The following is a 16,222-nucleotide window of genomic DNA, read 5'->3' on the forward strand; positions in this document are numbered from 1 at the left end:
AGCATGCTATGAAGGGTTATAAATCTCTGATAGAAAGCGAACATCGTTGGATCTCCCGTATGGGAGCGTGGTTTCCAGAAGAAGGACGCGTTGTCTTTCGAGGTAAAGATCTGTTTCATGAACTTAAAGATCTCTCCTGGATGGCGCTGCTTTTTTATGGTATGACCGGTCGGATTTTTAATGAAAAGCAAATGCGCCTGTTTGAAGGTATTTGGACTTTGTGCACTAGTTATCCTGAGCCAAGAATATGGAATAATCGTATTGCAGCTTTGGCAGGGACTACTAGAAGTACAGCTACACTGGCAATTAGTGCAGCTACTGCGGTTTCAGAGGCCACTATTTATGGTCATCGACCCATTGTCCAAGCGATTGATTTTTTATTTAGGGCTCAGGAAAAGCTAGAAACAGGGGTTAATCTTGAAGAATTCATTCGGCTAGAGCTGAAACAATATAGAGTGATCCCTGGCTATGGCCGTCCTGGTCCGCGCAAAGACGAGCGGATAGAACCGGCTATGGCGTTGGCCTCAGAATTAGGGTTTGCCAGTGGCCCGTACGTTAAGTTAGCTTTTGATATTCAAAAAATTTTATCCCAAGGGCGCTGGCGTTTGGATATGAGTATTGCGGCGCTTTCTGCAGCATTACACGCCGATCAAGGCATATCTACCCAAGAATATCGTCTTTTTGCCGTTTTAAATTTTTCCGCTGGAATGTTTCCTTGTTATCTCGAAGCTTCAGAGAAAACAGTAGGTACTTTTTTTCCACTGTCCTGTCATCGTATTCAATATGAAGGTAAACTTCACCGCGTTTGGTAGCTAAAGTAAGGTCAGAGTTTATCATTCTATTTTTTTACATGGGGTCAATTGCTCGCGTTATATTGTGTTTATGGGTGGCATCTATAGGGAATGTAATGGCACAAAGTTTGGGAAAAGAAGAAGAAGCGCTTTTAGGCATCTATGGGGATGAGGAGATGATTAGTCTGGCTACGGGCAGTAAAAAACCCATATCCCAAGCCCCGTCAGCTGCTACGGTGATTACGGCAAGAGAAATTAAAGAAATGGGGGCGACTGAGCTGGATCAGGTACTGGAAACAGTGCCTGGACTCCAAGTATCAGTCAATGCTTTAGGTTACGATCCGATTTATACTTTCCGAGGAATGTATTCTCAATATAATCCTCAAGTGTTGATGTTGGTTAATGGTATTCCGATTACCAGCGTTTATTTAGGCAATCGAGGTCAAGCATGGCCCGGGATGCCGGTGCAGTCCATCGCTCGAATTGAGGTGATTCGAGGGCCAGGTTCAGCCCTTTATGGTGCCAATGCTTTTGCTGGGGTGATTAATGTAATTACAAAAACTAAAGAGGATATTGACGGCACTGAACTTGGGGGTCGTGCTGGGAGTTTTAATACTTGGGATGGCTGGGCCCTTCATGGAGGCACTTGGGGAGGCTTTGATGTTGCGTTTATGGCGCAGTACCATAATACTGGGGGTTCGGGGCAAATCATTAATGCGGATGCCCAAACGCTTTTTGACCAAGCCTTTGGTACTCATGCCTCTCTGGCCCCGGGTCCAGTAAATTTACAGCGACAAAATATTGATGTCCGCTTGGATATCTCTCGACAATACTGGCGCTTTCGCGCCGGTCTGCAGCGGTTACAAAATGCTGGGGACGGAGTAGGTTTAGCCCAAGCCTTGGATCCCGTAGGTCAGTTTGGTAATAATCAGGTCAATGCGGATCTCACCTATCATAATCCGGAATTTAGTAAAAACTGGGATATGACTGCTCAGTTAAGCTATTTTAGGACTGACGTACTGGCTGATCAATTGGCTCAAGTTTATCCCCCAGGAGCATTTAATAATACTTTTCCCGCAGGAGTGTTTGATGGCCCCGAGACCTTTGAAAATCATGTTCGCTTAGGTGTGGAAGGGGCTTATACAGGATTTGATAGCCACCGGATTCATGGGGGTACGGGAGTTCGCTATGCCGAACTTAATGCTCAAGAAACCAAAAATTATAGCATTAATGGGATAACTGGATTACCTCAGCCTCTTCCTACTGGACTAACTAATGTAAGCAATAATCCTGGCCAAGTTTTTATGCCCTCAGGGAAATTCCGTATTAATTATTATGCTTTTTTGCAAGATACTTGGAATCTTGCCCGAGACTGGGAGTTTACGGCAGGATTACGCTATGATGAGTTTTCAGATTTTGGCTCCACCCTCAACCCTCGAGTAGCTTTAGTTTGGCTCACTCGGTATAATCTGACGACTAAGCTGCTCTATGGCCGCGCCTTTCGTGCCCCTTCCTTTGCTGAGCTATATGGTATTAATAATCCAGCGATTTTGGGTAATCCCCATCTTCAGCCAGAGACAGTTAATACCGTGGAGTTGGCTTTTAATTATCGGCCTGTGGAGAAGCTGAGTGTGGATCTCAGTTTATTTCATTATATCTGGAATAGTATGATTCAATTTGTTCCAGATTCTAGTAATCTGAATTCAATTATCAATATTGCTCGAAATGTGGGTGGGCAAACCGGATCGGGGTTTGAGCTGGGGGCGGAGTGGAAAATTAGGTCGAATCTTCGATTACTGGGGAATTACTCTTTTCAATATTCCACCAACGATCAAACTGGTGGGTTGGCAGCTAATGCCCCCCAAAATCATATCTATGCCCGTCTAAACTGGGAATTTTTACCTAATTGGCATTTCAACCCACAGGTTAATTGGGTTGGATTTCGACCCCGTGCAGCTGGCGATCCTCGCCCATCGTTAGGCGGTTACACTATTTTTGATTTTACTCTACGCCGGATGATGGCTGGAAATCGTTGGGAAGCGGCCTTTTCCGTACGGAATCTATTTAATGACAATGCTCGGGAGCCTAGTCTATTGAGTGGTTCAAATGTGTTGGTTCCCAATGATTTGCCCCTACTGGGAAGAAATTTTTATGGGGAGATTAGACTGCACTTTTAAATATGCTACAAATTACAGAAAACAGGATAATTGATTCAGCGTATAAAAAATTAATCGTTAAATTAGGAAATTAATAGAGGGTTCCTAGTTATTTCTATGGATCTCTTATTAAACCCGCTAAAAGTGTCAAACTAAAAATACAAGATTATTTTTAGAAACTAGCGCGCTTTATAGGTCTTAATAAGAGCTACTCAATTGTGTATTAAAATTACAAGGGGCGCAATTGTCTATTTTCTTTTATGGCTCACTTTAATTGGACTAGGCATAGGGGAGGACGCCATATCATCTCCATTAACTGTAGCAGTGCTCTATCCGGATATTCGAGAGCCTTATCGAAGTATTTTTCGTACTATCATGAACGGTATTGAAGAGAGATTAGGGGAATCGGTCAAAAAATATGCGCTGGAGGAGAACGATAATAGCCAAAAAATCAGTATTTGGCTTAAAAAAGAGCAGATTAAGGCGGCTATTTTTCTTGGAAGCCGTGGATTATTATTAGCAAAGAAATTAGAGGCTGAATTTGAGATAGTTGTAGGATCAGTATTAACTGCTCCAGATGAGAATAATCTTACCGGTATTTCATTGACACCGGATCCAGAAGCGCTTTTTCAAACCCTTAAGGAGATCGCTCCCCAAACTAGGAGAATTACGGTAATTTATAACCAAGAATATAGTCGTTGGCTTATCGATAGGGCTCGGATCAGCGCTAAAATTTATGATTTTGAGCTTAATGAATTTCCAACCCAAGATGTGCGTGAGGCGGCTATTTTGTATCGGGATATCTTAAGTAGAATGGAAAGTGGAGTAGATTCAATTTGGATACCCCAAGATCCCTCCTTTGATGAGAAAACGGTTCTACCTCCCACTTTAAAGGAGGCTTGGGATCGAAACCTACTGATATTTTCCAGTAATCTTGCTTATATAAAAAATGGGGTTTTGTTTGCGCTTTACCCGGATAATAAAAGTATGGGTCGTAGCCTTGCTGAGCTTACCTTAAATAAAATTCATAATGATAAAAATCTGGGTATTCTCCCGTTACATGATCTTTTAATGGCGGTTAATATACGTACCGCTGATCATTTAGGGCTTAAATTGACAAGTTCGATGAGACGGAAGATTAATTTAATTTTTCCGCCTAAGTAGGAGCGTATAGTGAAAAGGTGGTTACAGATTTTTTATCGCCCAGTAGGATTTCGGCAGCAATTAGTGCTTACGTTTACTATTGGAATTATCTCCTTAGCATTAATCTCCTCGCTTGCCATTTCCACCCTATCGAGCAGTACGGCTCGTAAAATGTTGCTTGATCAAGGACGAAATATTACCGCAAACTTTGCTGCCCAAAGTACTCTCACTTTACTCTATCAAAGCGCAGATAATGCGCAGGATATTGCCCAAGCCGCTTTAAATTTTCCTGATATTAAAGGAGTGGTCATTTATGATCAAGCCTATCAGGTGCTGTTTTCAAAAGGTAAAAATATCCTTTTGCCCGAGGCGTTTTTACGACAACAGCCAGAATCCCTCGCATTAGTGCGAGAAACTAAGGACTCTTGGTATTTTATTGCCCCTGCTTATACTCACCGAGATGGCGCTGAGTTGGAGGATTCACCGTTTGTAGTAGAGCCTCCTAAATCTGAACTTATTGGTTTTGTGCAAGTAGCCATGAGTAAAGATACGTTAAAAACGTTAAGAGAAGGTATTTGGAAGGGAAACCTATTGATCTCTGGTACCTTAGCTGGAGTATTGCTCTTGCTTTTACTCATTATTACTGCGCGCATGACAACGCCACTCAGAAATTTGGCAAAAAAAATGCAGCAGGCAGAGCTTAGCGGCAGGAAAGTGCGGGCTGAAATTGGCGGTCCTAAAGATATTCGGGATATGGGGATCGCTTTTAATACCATGATGTTAATGTTGGAAACCCGGGAGCAAGAGCTGAAAAGAGCTTGTGATGCAGCTCTAGAGTCTGCCCGTATTCAAGGGGAATTTGCAGCGAATGTAAGCCATGAGATTCGTACTCCGCTTAATGGAATGATAGGCATGTTAGAGCTACTACGTAATATGGAATTAACAGTTAAGCAGCGGGAGTATGTAAAAGCAGCGTGTAGCTCAGGGGAAATTTTACTAGAACTTATCAGTAATATTTTGGATTTTTCCCGTATTGGATCGGGAAAACTCAGACTTGATCCCACTGATTTTAATTTACGGGAGGTTTTGGACGATATCATAGGTTTATTGGCAGGTCAAGCACGCCGGAGAAACTTGGATTTAGGCTATGTAGTGGCTAAAAATACGCCTGAGTTTTTACAAGGTGATGCAGCTAGGATTCGGCAAATCCTGATAAATTTAGCCGGCAATGCGCTTAAATTTACAGAGCAAGGGGAAATCTCTATAGAAATTCAAGCTGATGAGAGATTAGCTGATAAAGTAGTACTCCGCTTTGAAGTCACAGATACGGGTATTGGGATTCCAGTAGAGGCGCAACAGCGTATTTTTGAAGCATTTTCTCAGGCGGATAATTCCACTACCCGTAAATATGGAGGCACTGGTTTAGGTTTGGCCATCTGTCGCCAGTTGGTTGAGTTAATGGGGGGAGAGATTGGGGTAAATAGCGAGAGTGGTAAAGGCAGTATATTCTGGTTTACGGTGCCGCTAGCAGAATCAGTAGCCCAGCAAAATCAGGATAACACTATTAACAAAGCGGGTATAGAAGGATTACGTGTATTGATTGCGGATGATAGTAGCATTAATCGTCGTTTTTTAGCACAGACTTTTAGTGCTTGGAATATGGATTATAGCAGCGCTGAGAGCGGAGCAGAAGCTATACAGATGTTACATACTGCTGTAACCCCTTATGATTTTGTCCTGATAGACGAGCATTTACCGGGCATGGAGGGGAATGGGCTGGTCGATAAGATTATTAAAGATCCGGTAATACAGGTAAAAATTATAGTGATGGGTTATCAGCGCGAACCTGAATCTGAACATGGCAGGATCTATCGTATTAGTAAACCCGTGCGTCAATCTATCCTATATGACAGTATCATGACAACGATGAGTCAAGATGAGAGACTAGAAATAAAGGCTACGCTGGATGATCAGGCTGAACAATTAAATCGGTTTTTAGGCTATCAGATTTTAGCTGTAGAAGATAATGCAGTTAATCAGCAAGTCGTTACTGGAATGTTAGAGCGACTTGGTTGCCAGATTGAGATAGCAGCTAATGGAATAGAAGCGTTAGCGGCGATAACACATAAACACTATGATTTGATATTAATGGACTGTCACATGCCACAGATGGATGGTTATGAAGCAACTCGCCGGATCCGAGCCTTGGAAGTGGTTGAAAAAAGAGAAATACCTATTATCGCCATGACGGCTAATGCGAGTGAAGGAGAGGTAGATAAATGCCTCGCTGCCGGTATGGATGATTATTTACCTAAACCGCTACGATTAGCTTTGTTGCAGGGTAAGTTACAACATTGGCTGGACTCCTCAAATCCGCTAGAGGCTAAATTAGAAGCTGAAATACCTATAAAGATGCAGAAAGAGATAGAAAAATTAGAAAACCATAATACGCCAGTAGATAGAGAAATACTGAAGAGGCTTCAAGCTAATGTGGGTAGCGCCTTCTTTAAAATGATTGAAATCTTTCTTGAGGATACACCGACCTATCTCGATTTACTGCCAAAAGCAATTGCAGAGGGCGATACTAAAGAATTACGAGAAATAGCCCATAGTATTAAAGGAAGCGCGAAAAATTTTGGAGCTACTCGATTTGCTTTTATTGCTAAGGAGTTGGAGGATTTAGGGTGTGCTTACTCTGTTGAGGGCGCTAATGATTTGTTGACTGCATTAACTGCAGAATATGCTTTGGTTAAAGAGGCGCTACAGCAGGAAAAACGGTGGGATAAAGGATCATCCTGTATTCCTATGGAAAAGAGACGCTCGAGAATTTTAATTGTAGATGATGATCGGGCTATGCGTATGGCACTGCGTAACGTCTTAGAAGCAGGTAATTATCAGATTGAAGAGGGCGTAAATGGTGATCAGGCGCTAGCCGTTTGTGAGCGGCAAATGCCAGATTTGGTTTTGATGGATGCTATGATGCCTATTTTGGATGGCTTTGAGGCTTGTGCTCAAATACGGAATTTGCCAAGTGGCCAGCACACGCCAGTGTTGATTATTACCGCATTGGATGATGAACATTCAATTGAGCGTGCGTTTGCTGTAGGTGCTACTGATTATATCTCCAAACCGGTAAATTTTGCTGTACTGCGGCAGCGAGTTGCCCGTTTACTAGACGCTAGTCACGCTGAGAAGAATATTTATCAGCTTGCCTATTATGATCCGCTTACGGGTTTGGCAAATCGGACGCTATTTAAAAAATATCTTGAGGAATTAATGGCTAATCCTCTCTCCGAAGATGAGCTATCAGCCGTCCTGTTTCTCGATCTGGATCGTTTTAAATTAGTGAATGATACTTTAGGTCATGATATAGGGGATTTGCTACTTAAAGCCGCTGCTGATCGTATTGTTCATTGTCTTCGATCGGGAGATAAAGTTGCTCGGCTGGGAGGGGATGAATTTACCATTATTTTGGAAGGTATTCGCTCCCGTGAGATTATAGCAAATATAGCTACTAAGATTTGTAATGTGCTTTCTAAACCTTTCTCATTTATGGGACAGGAAATATATATTGGTGTCAGTATTGGAATCTCGTTATACCCGGGGGATGGTGAGGACGTAAGTACATTGATTAAACATGCAGATACGGCCATGTTTAGAGCTAAGGAACGGGGTAGTGATTACCAGTTCTATGAAAAAGGTATGGGTATGGCAGCGGCTAATCAACTGGCGTTGGAAGCTGATCTACGTAAAGGTTTTGATCGGGGTGAGTTCCTTCTTTACTATCAACCTCAAGTGGATCTTTACACTGAAAAACTGGCGGGTATGGAGGTGTTGATACGGTGGCAGCACCCAGAGCGCGGTCTTATTTTACCTTCAGAATTTATTCCCCAGGCAGAAGAGACAGGGCTTATTCTTCCTATCAGTGAGTGGGTACTACATGAGGCTTGTAGTCAGATGCAGGCTTGGTTACAAGGAGGAATAGATCCTTTTTATATCTCGGTCAACGTATCAGGTCGAGAGCTAGAGGAAAGAGGTTTTGTGGATAAAATTCTCGCCGTATTAGAGAAAACTGGCTTACCTCCCGAGTGGTTAGAGCTTGAAATTACGGAGAGCTTGGCGATGAAATCTGCAGAAAAGGTTATCCCCAAGCTACAAAAGCTAAGAGAGAAAGGGGTTAATCTAGCGATTGATGATTTTGGTACAGGGTATTCATCATTAAATTATTTGAAAAATCTGCCTATCCACACGTTAAAAATTGATCGCTGTTTTGTGCAGGATATTATTAATAATCCAGGGGATGCTACGGTCATTACGGGTATTATTGCGCTGGCTCATAGTTTAGGATTAAAAGTAGTTGCTGAAGGGGTAGAAACTTATGAGCAGAAAGTTTTTCTTAAAGACCATCGATGCGACTTGATTCAGGGCTTTTATTTAAGCCAGCCTTTGCCGGTAAGTATTATTGAGCAAACTATTATCCGTGATCATAAGGAAGGGCGTTTATTTTCGCCAAAAATTTATCCATTTCGTATCAAGGGATAGCCTAAGTTTTGTAAGTTATTCACTCCTTAATCCGGTAGCTGGAGCAGTTTGCGCCATACCCCAAGCAGGATAAAGACCCGCTAGTATCGCTGCAATTAAAGCAAGAGCAATTCCTTGGAGTAGATCTAGCGAAGAGATGGAAAGTGCCATGCTCCAGCCAAAGGAGCGATAGTTGATGACATAAATTAAACCTGCGGCGGAAGCTAGCCCTAAGGGGAGAGAGAGCAGACCGCAGACTAATCCCATCAATCCAGTTTGCCCTACCATCAGATACCATAGCTGCCGAGGGGTTAGCCCAATAGCACGTAATATTCCAAACTCTTGGCTCCGTTCTAGCTGAAGCGCCATCAAAGCACTAAAGATGCCGATAAAAGCCACTAATCCTGCTAATGTACGCACTACTTCAGTAATTGCGAAGGTGCGATCAAAAATTTGTAGCGATAGTTCCCGAATAGCTCGATTAGTGTTAATTTGGATGGGGTGATCGGGCTGTATTTTTTGCCATAAAGTTTGGCGGATTAGCTCAATATCTGCATCGGATCGAGCGTAAATACCTATACCCGAGATCTTAGTATCAAGCCAATAATGGGCATAAGTATGGCGATGAATAGTGACCACTCCTCGATCTGATCCATAGCTTTGATAAACTCCGGCTACAGTAAAAGTATGATCTCCATGATCGGTACGCAGCGTTAGGTTTGAGCCTGGGGATAGATGATGGTGATAGGCGTAAGGCTCAGAGATAAGTACTGCCTCATCATGGATGAAGGCTTGCCATACCTGTTTCGGATCGCCAGCGATAAACCGAAAGCTAGCAAGGCTTTGTAGGGCTGGCTGGAAAATAACCATATCGATAAAGCCTTTTTTATCCTCAAGCCGTATCCAGTGGGTAGTACTAATAGCGGCTACTTCGGGCATGGAAGTGATAGTCTCAATTAAACTTAAATCCAGAGAGCTATGAGCCGGGCCGGTGTGGGCACCGGGGACAGAGACGTAAAGATCGGCTTGTAAGGTCATTGATAGCCATTGGCTTACGGAGAGCCGAAAACTGTTTATCATGATACCAATACCTACAGTTGCTGCAATTGCTAAGGTTAATGCCGCCATAGCTATACCGGTGCGACTCAGGCTAGCGATGATACCCCGAACCGCCAATTGGCCTAAAATCCCAAAGCAATAACGTAGGGAGGGTTGGATAAGGATAAGGAAAAAGGTGCCTAGAACCGGTGCCAGTAAAGCTCCCCCTATCTGAAGGCCAGTTAAGCCCACAAAACCTAAGATAATGCTTTTATTTGCTATGAGTAAGATTAGAAACCCAGTAATTAATAAGCTTCCGCCGATGAAAGTAGCCCATTTCAACCAGTAACGCGCTTGGGTCTCCAGCGGAGATCGCCGCAAATTAACACTTGGAGATACATAAGTAAGTTCCAGTGCTGGGACTATAGTAGCCACTAATGTAGCGCCTAAGCCTAGTAGGATACCTTTTACTAAAGAGCCTGGGGAGATAAATAAAGCTTGGATTTGGGCTGAGAAATAAAGATCGTTAAAAGTTTGACTCACTAATCCAATAAATCCTTGTCCAAGCATAATTCCAAGGAACACGCCGCCTATCGAGCCTAGTACTCCAAGGGCTACCGCTTCTGTGACTAGTAGTAAAAATATTTGCTTTTGTGTAACGCCTAGTACCCGTAACAAACCCATGAGGCGGCGACGTTGTAGCCATAGAAAGGCCACGGTATTAAAAACAATAAAGCTGCCTACTAATAACGCTAATAAACTTAAGGCGGTCAGATTAAGCTGAAAGGCGTGGGTCATCTCAGTGATTGCTTGACTACGAGTACCGGCTGGAATGAGGGTTGCTTCAGGGGGTAATTCTTTTTGCAGTTGATTTTGTAGGGCAGTACCTGCCTTACCTGTAGGTAAGATCAGATCAATCCGGCTTATTCTGCCTACTTGATCTAGTACTTCTTGAGCAGTAGCAATATCAGCAATCAATAGATTAGCTAGACCGTGTTGCGCTAGCTCATTTCCTTGAAAAATACCTATGATAGTTAATTGGGTAATATGAGATCCTATATAGACGGCAATCTGATCATTTAATTTAAGTCCAAGCTGCTGCGCGGTTCTATACTCGATGATAACGGTGTTAGGCTGGGTTAATAGGGCAGCTATATTTATAGTTGATTCTGTATCTATGTTGCTGAAGTAGTCACGAAATGGGCTTTCAGCAAAGGGATCAATACCTAATAATCGTAATTGTTTGCCCTTATCATGGGGCAGATAAACTTGGCCTTCTATAATTGGGGCAGAAGGGTATAAAGGGTAATCTAAGCGTAGTTGAGTATAGAATGCTTCAGGTAAACCATTAGGACCGCTAATAATTTCGTGAGTTGTTCGACCTGCTAAAGTTTTGGCAGCAAGGTTAAAAGATCGATAAGCACTTGTATTGGCCAGATCAATGGCAATGACTATAGCAACGCCCAAAGCAATACCTAAGAGGGTCAAGGCAACTTGCCAGGGGTGTTGTTTTAAACCTCTCCAATTAGCCCGCCATAGGATTGGAATCATTTATCGGGATTCCTCAGCGACTAATCCACCAGATTCTACGCGAAGAATTCGATCAGCTTGTCCAACAACTTCTAGACTATGGGTAACCATGATGAGAGTTTTTCCAGCCTGTTTAGTAAGACGATCTAGTAGGGTTAAAACTCGGCGACCAGTTTCCAGATCTAGGTTTCCCGTAGGCTCATCAGCCAATATGAGTGATGGAGCATGGACTAAGGCTCGCGCAATGGCCACTCGTTGCTGTTCTCCGCCTGGGGCACTATGGGATCGCGCTAATAAACCCACTTCCTGAAGTAAGTTTCGGACATATTCTCGATTCACTGAGTTATTCTGACCGTTAAGTTCCAATGGTAGTAATAGGTTCTCTTCTACCGTCAAGGTTGGGATAAGGTTAAAGGATTGAAAGATAAAGCCGATATAACGGCGACGGAGTAAAGTTCGAGTCTCCTCTGAGAGTTGGGTGATCTCTATCCCGTTAATGTTAATTTTACCGCTATCCGGAAAGTCAATACCCGCTATTAGATTAAGTAAGGTAGATTTACCTGAGCCGCTACGCCCAAGTAATACAACACATTCGCCTTGCTGTATAGTGGCTGTAAGATCGTAAAGTACCCGATGTTTTTTCCCTCCCTCCCAATAGGATTTGCTAAGCTTGATCAGCTCTAGTGCGGGTGTCATTTCTATAAATACCCTCTGAGGTTAAATTTTTTATATTAACAGTTCCTGATATTTATTAGCCATGATGTTTTTTTATATAACTATTATTGATATGGGTTTTGATACATGATAAGTCGGCAACAAGCTTGGATTGATATCGCGCTTGCTCTACTTTTGGTAGGCATTAGTACAATTGCAGTTAGATTGGTAAGTAGAGCTATCATTGAGAATCGATTCTCTTTTTTATTGGTATTACAGGGGGTTATTATTCTTCTTGGACTGCGATTTTTACTCGTTATACGCGGGCAAAGCTGGCGACATTTAGGGTTAGGAGTCTTTTTTTTAAAGGATTTTGGTCGGATATTGCTTGTATTTTTTAGCTGTATAGGGGCTAATATAGTACTCACTACAGGAGTATCTGCTATAGATCCACAATTACTTAAACAGCATCTTAATCAGCTTCAATTTATTGCTGATCAATTTAGTGATGAGATATCGTTTATTGGAATTGCAGCAATGATGTTCTTTGTCGGAGTTTATGAGGAAATAATGGCGCGAGGCTTTCTGTTGAATCGATGCCAAATAGCCTTAGGCAGTAGATGGAAATCCATACTATTATCGTCATTTCTGTTTGGTTTAGGTCACCTATACCAAGGATGGATAGGGGTAGTACAAACTACCCTTTTTGGTATTGTGCTTGCCCTCTTTACCAGCTATTGGGGTACGCTATGGCCAGGGATTTTTGCTCATGCTCTTATGAATACACTTTCATTGGCAGTACTGGCATATTTCACCAATGGCTACCTGTGAGATCTAGAGTTAAAGGCTGAATTTATTTTATGCTGAGCCCTCATTTCCTTCAGAGAGGTACTGAATAAGTATCTGTGTCTCTTGTGAGAGTTGACGGCTATAAAGTAATAGGTGAAGCCGGCTGCCTCCCGTTTGTCGCCAAAGTACGGCTGATCGGATACTGGCTAACAATAACGCTCGCACGCGTTCAATATTTTCTGGTTGCTTCAGATGAGTTTCTTCTCCCCTGATTTGAATTCTTGGAGTCATGGTGCTGATGGTGTTTAAGTATATATCTGCAAGTTGAGCAATTGTATCAGGCTGAATAGAGCGGATATCTTCAGTTTGTTGTTCAAGTAGCTGAATTTTATACGTGATCTCCCCTAATAGTTTAGGGTGATTTCTGAGTTTTTGCTCTAGATACATGATATTAATCAGATAACGTAGCAGTTCAGGATCAGCCCGGTAGCGCTTTTTATTAAGCTGTTGATTTAGGATCTGCAGGCCAGTAGAGAGTTTACCTATACCCCCATAGACATCTTCTGCACTTTCTGGGTTGAGTTTAAAAATGCTGGCTAAACTTGCAGTAATTGCATCCGTCGGAGCGTTGCCATAACGGGCAATCTGCTGAACTGAGTGTAATGCTTGAAGTATACCAGCTAGAGCTAATGCTCTATTTTGCCAAATGTTTTTCATAGTAATAATCCTAGTGCATTCGTGGTTATGATAGTGCCCCCACCTAGGCATTCATCGTTTTGGTAGAAAACAATGGCTTGCCCTGGAGTAGCTGCGTATTGAGTTAAGTCAAAAGTCACTTGTATGCTGTCATGAGTGATTTCGGTAAGCGTGCAAGCTTGATCGGCTTGGCGATAGCGAATTTTAGCGGCGCAACGATAAGGAAAAGCAGGTGATTTTCCAGCGATCCAGTGTAGCTGATTTGCCTGAAGAGTTTGGCTTCTTAGCCAGTAATGGGGGTTATCTTCGGCTACATATAAGGCGTTTTGCATTAAATTTTTGCCAACTACGAACCAAGGATTGCCGCTACTGTTTTTACGACCACCAATTCCTAACCCTTGTCGCTGTCCTAAAGTGTAATACATAAGCCCATCGTGTTTTCCGATAAATTCTCCTTCTGGAGTGAGAATATCCCCAGGCTGTGCGGGGAGATAGCGGCTGAGAAACTCTTTAAAGCGGCGCTCACCGATAAAGCAAATACCAGTACTATCTTTTTTATTATAATTGGGAAATTGTGCTGTAGCTGCAATATGGCGAACTTCAGGTTTTTTCAGATCTCCAAGTGGAAATAAGGTATGGGAAAGTTGTTTTTGATTCAATGTGTACAAGAAATAACTTTGATCTTTATTCTTATCTTGTCCTTTAAGGAGATGGTAACGTTCTTTTGAATGCTCAATTCGGGCGTAGTGTCCAGTGGCAATGAGGTCATATCCAAGTGCTAGGGCGTAATTAAGGAACACCTTAAATTTAATTTCCCGGTTACACAGAATATCTGGATTGGGGGTATGTCCTCTACGATATTCATCCAGAAAATGCTCAAATACTTGATTCCAATATTCGGTTGAAAAATTCGCTTCATAAAAAGGAATCCCAAGTAAATGGGTAATAGCTTGGGCATCTTGGCTATCTTGGATGGCCGTACATTCCGATTCATCAGCAAAATCTATCCAGTTTTTCATAAAAAGGCCGCTAACTGGATAGCCCTGCTGCTGTAGCCGTAAAGCCGCTACAGAGGAATCAACTCCTCCGGATAAACCAACAACAATTTTGAGCCTGCTCATGTAAGTTTATTTTGCCCAATCTGTGTTTTAGTAGATAAAAATAAGTACTAAGATCATAATCATAGAAGATTATCAAGTAGTTAGGTCTTATATCAATATCTTGTAGGTAATAATGCCTGACGGGCTAATAAGGCGCTACCATAAGCGGCTTCAGTTTCTGTGGCGATAGTGACTTGGGTTTTAATGATTTGTTCTCGGATTTTAATCCAAGGAAGATTCTTTGCTCCGCCTCCGGTGGTTCTTATCAAGTTAGGGAATGGAGCGCCAAGGGTTTGAAGTAACCGGTATCCTTGCGCTTCAATACGGGCAATACCCTCAAGCATAGCTTGGAAAAAAACAAGATTATTATTAGGGCGCGGATTAAGGTAGCTAAGATAATAAGGATCAGAAATGGGGAAACGTTCTCCTATGCTTGGTAAGGGGTAATAATTAAGACCAGTGGGTTGATCAGGTTTTAAGTGAGGAGTCATTTCGTCAAGCTGGGCTTGGGTAAAATACTGTCTTAATACTGCACCGCCACTATTAGAAGCGCCTCCAACAAGCCAGAGAGAGCCTAATCGATGGCTGTAGATTCCGAGCTTAGAATTAAATAAAGGGCGATCAGAAGCCACCTTAAGCACTAGGGTAGAACCTAAAGAGGTCACTGCATCGCCGGGTTTCCCAGCACTAGTGGCGATAAAGGCTGCAACACTGTCTGTGGTTCCAGCCACTATAAGCGTTTCAGGTGAGAGGCCAAAAATTTCACTAGCTATTGGGTTAACGGTACCAATAGGGGTTCCAGGAGAGACTACTTTTTTAGGGAGTAGTGGCCGTTGCACTCCTACCTGATCAAGCCAAGGCGGCCATTCTCCCTTGTTGGGATCATATCCGCTTTTAAGGCAATTATTTTCATCACTGACCCCCAGGGGGGCGCCTAGGCGAGAGGCAATCCAATCTGCTTGATGTACTAAATGAGCCGCTTGGCCAGCTTCTTGATAGGTCTGTAAATGAAGAAGTTTAGCTAAGCCAGAAGTAGGACCAGAAGCGCCATTGGTGAGTGATCCGTATTTGGCAATGATTTGAGCTTCAGTATGGCTGCGACTATCATTATATAGGAAGGCGGGAGTGAGGGGATGGCCTTGAGTATCTACTAATAGCACAGTTCCAGAAGTACCATCAATAGCAAGAGATTTAACTAGATGAGGAGGGGCTATATGAAATAAATTGCTAAGCGCTTGCGTGACCGCCTGCCACCAGTGTTTGGGATTTTGTTCGATAGCTTCCCCATGACGAGAGGGGGAAGGTAAGGGAGCGTTACCCCAACCAGCAATCTTGCCAGTTTTGGTGATGGCAACCGCTCGGCACCCGGAGGTACCCAGATCAATCCCAACAAATAGATCTTCGGCCATTTAAGGTAATTGGACAATTTTAGGGGTATTCCAGTTAGGCTGGCGGTATTCAGCAATGACTGTGGTATAGATGCCACCACGAACACTGAATTCTGCAGTTAGGCGTATGAATCTAGGGTTACAGACGGCTATTAAATCGTCCAAGATCTGATTAGTTACGGCTTCATGAAAAGCGCCTTGGTTTCGATAAGACCAAATATAAAGCTTGAGCGCTTTTAATTCCACACAGTTATGATCAGGCACATACTCTAGATGTAAGGTGGCAAAGTCGGGTTGCCCCGTTTTAGGACATAAACAAGTAAACTCCGGAATCTTGATTCGAATAGTATAATCCCGATTGGGAAAGGGATTACTAAAGGTTTCAAGCTCTCGACTCGGTTGACTAGGCATCTTGT

At 42.8% G+C, this 16,222-nt stretch carries 11 protein-coding genes; 5 read left to right on the forward strand and 6 right to left on the reverse strand.

Going from position 1 to position 16,222, the window contains the following annotated elements:
• Positions 1-8: 8 nt before the first annotated feature.
• From TAO_RS04840 to TAO_RS04855, 4 genes are all read left to right on the forward strand, one after another.
• On the forward strand, positions 9-812 hold the full coding sequence (locus tag TAO_RS04840; RefSeq protein ID WP_096526868.1) for a hypothetical protein: 804 nt from the start codon (positions 9-11) through the stop codon (positions 810-812).
• Between the two features lie 95 nt (positions 813-907).
• The gene (locus TAO_RS04845) at positions 908-2,968 is read left to right on the forward strand and encodes a TonB-dependent receptor plug domain-containing protein (protein ID WP_231910585.1); all 2,061 of its coding nucleotides are present in this window, start codon (positions 908-910) and stop codon (positions 2,966-2,968) included.
• Positions 2,969-3,163: 195 nt separating this feature from the next.
• A complete protein-coding gene (locus tag TAO_RS04850) occupies positions 3,164-4,111 on the forward strand; it encodes an ABC transporter substrate binding protein (RefSeq protein ID WP_231910586.1) in 948 nt (315 codons plus the stop codon).
• Between the two features lie 9 nt (positions 4,112-4,120).
• The gene (locus TAO_RS04855; RefSeq protein ID WP_096526869.1) at positions 4,121-8,632 is read left to right on the forward strand and encodes an EAL domain-containing protein; all 4,512 of its coding nucleotides are present in this window, start codon (positions 4,121-4,123) and stop codon (positions 8,630-8,632) included.
• A 15-nt stretch (positions 8,633-8,647) separates the two neighbouring features.
• Here the strand turns inward: TAO_RS04855 and TAO_RS04860 are convergent, their stop codons facing one another.
• The gene (locus TAO_RS04860) at positions 8,648-11,200 is read right to left on the reverse strand and encodes an FtsX-like permease family protein (protein ID WP_096526870.1); all 2,553 of its coding nucleotides are present in this window, start codon (positions 11,198-11,200) and stop codon (positions 8,648-8,650) included.
• Positions 11,201-11,875, reverse strand: a complete 675-nt coding sequence (locus TAO_RS04865; RefSeq protein WP_096526871.1) for an ABC transporter ATP-binding protein — start codon at positions 11,873-11,875, stop codon at positions 11,201-11,203.
• Between the two features lie 105 nt (positions 11,876-11,980).
• Between TAO_RS04865 and TAO_RS04870 the strand changes: the two genes are divergently transcribed.
• Positions 11,981-12,664 (forward strand): CPBP family intramembrane glutamic endopeptidase, encoded by a 684-nt coding sequence (locus TAO_RS04870; RefSeq protein WP_231910587.1) that lies wholly within the window; start codon positions 11,981-11,983, stop codon positions 12,662-12,664.
• 27 nt (positions 12,665-12,691) lie between these two features.
• On the opposite strand, the gene hflD is transcribed toward TAO_RS04870, so the two are convergent.
• The 4 genes from hflD to queF form a co-directional block, all read right to left on the reverse strand.
• Positions 12,692-13,339 carry a high frequency lysogenization protein HflD gene (gene hflD, locus TAO_RS04875; RefSeq protein WP_096526872.1) on the reverse strand — a complete coding sequence of 216 codons (648 nt, stop codon included), beginning with the start codon at positions 13,337-13,339 and terminating at the stop codon, positions 12,692-12,694.
• Positions 13,336-14,439 (reverse strand): tRNA 2-thiouridine(34) synthase MnmA, encoded by a 1,104-nt coding sequence (gene mnmA, locus TAO_RS04880; RefSeq protein ID WP_096526873.1) that lies wholly within the window; start codon positions 14,437-14,439, stop codon positions 13,336-13,338. The genes hflD and mnmA overlap by 4 nt, the downstream gene beginning before the upstream one ends.
• A 92-nt stretch (positions 14,440-14,531) precedes the next feature.
• Complete coding sequence (locus TAO_RS04885) at positions 14,532-15,827, reverse strand: FGGY-family carbohydrate kinase (RefSeq protein WP_096526874.1); 1,296 nt, start codon at positions 15,825-15,827, stop codon at positions 14,532-14,534.
• A complete protein-coding gene (gene queF, locus TAO_RS04890; protein WP_096526875.1) occupies positions 15,828-16,217 on the reverse strand; it encodes a preQ(1) synthase in 390 nt (129 codons plus the stop codon). It abuts the gene before it with no gap.
• Between the last annotated feature and the right edge of the window lie 5 nt (positions 16,218-16,222).

The sequence above is a fragment of the Candidatus Nitrosoglobus terrae genome (assembly GCF_002356115.1).
GTDB classification, from domain to species: Bacteria; Pseudomonadota; Gammaproteobacteria; order Nitrosococcales; family Nitrosococcaceae; genus Nitrosoglobus; species Nitrosoglobus terrae.

Excerpts from the sequence above, each read along its gene's own strand:
- TAO_RS04840 (WP_096526868.1), top strand. The coding sequence starts at position 9 with ATGAAGGGTTATAAATCTCTGATAGAAAGCGAACATCGTTGGATCTCC.
- TAO_RS04845 (WP_231910585.1), top strand. The coding sequence starts at position 908 with ATGGCACAAAGTTTGGGAAAAGAAGAAGAAGCGCTTTTAGGCATCTAT.
- TAO_RS04860 (WP_096526870.1), bottom strand. The coding sequence starts at position 11,200 with ATGATTCCAATCCTATGGCGGGCTAATTGGAGAGGTTTAAAACAACAC.
- TAO_RS04865 (WP_096526871.1), bottom strand. The coding sequence starts at position 11,875 with ATGACACCCGCACTAGAGCTGATCAAGCTTAGCAAATCCTATTGGGAG.
- TAO_RS04870 (WP_231910587.1), top strand. The coding sequence starts at position 11,981 with ATGATAAGTCGGCAACAAGCTTGGATTGATATCGCGCTTGCTCTACTT.
- hflD (WP_096526872.1), bottom strand. The coding sequence starts at position 13,339 with ATGAAAAACATTTGGCAAAATAGAGCATTAGCTCTAGCTGGTATACTT.
- mnmA (WP_096526873.1), bottom strand. The coding sequence starts at position 14,439 with ATGAGCAGGCTCAAAATTGTTGTTGGTTTATCCGGAGGAGTTGATTCC.
- TAO_RS04885 (WP_096526874.1), bottom strand. The coding sequence starts at position 15,827 with ATGGCCGAAGATCTATTTGTTGGGATTGATCTGGGTACCTCCGGGTGC.
- queF (WP_096526875.1), bottom strand. The coding sequence starts at position 16,217 with ATGCCTAGTCAACCGAGTCGAGAGCTTGAAACCTTTAGTAATCCCTTT.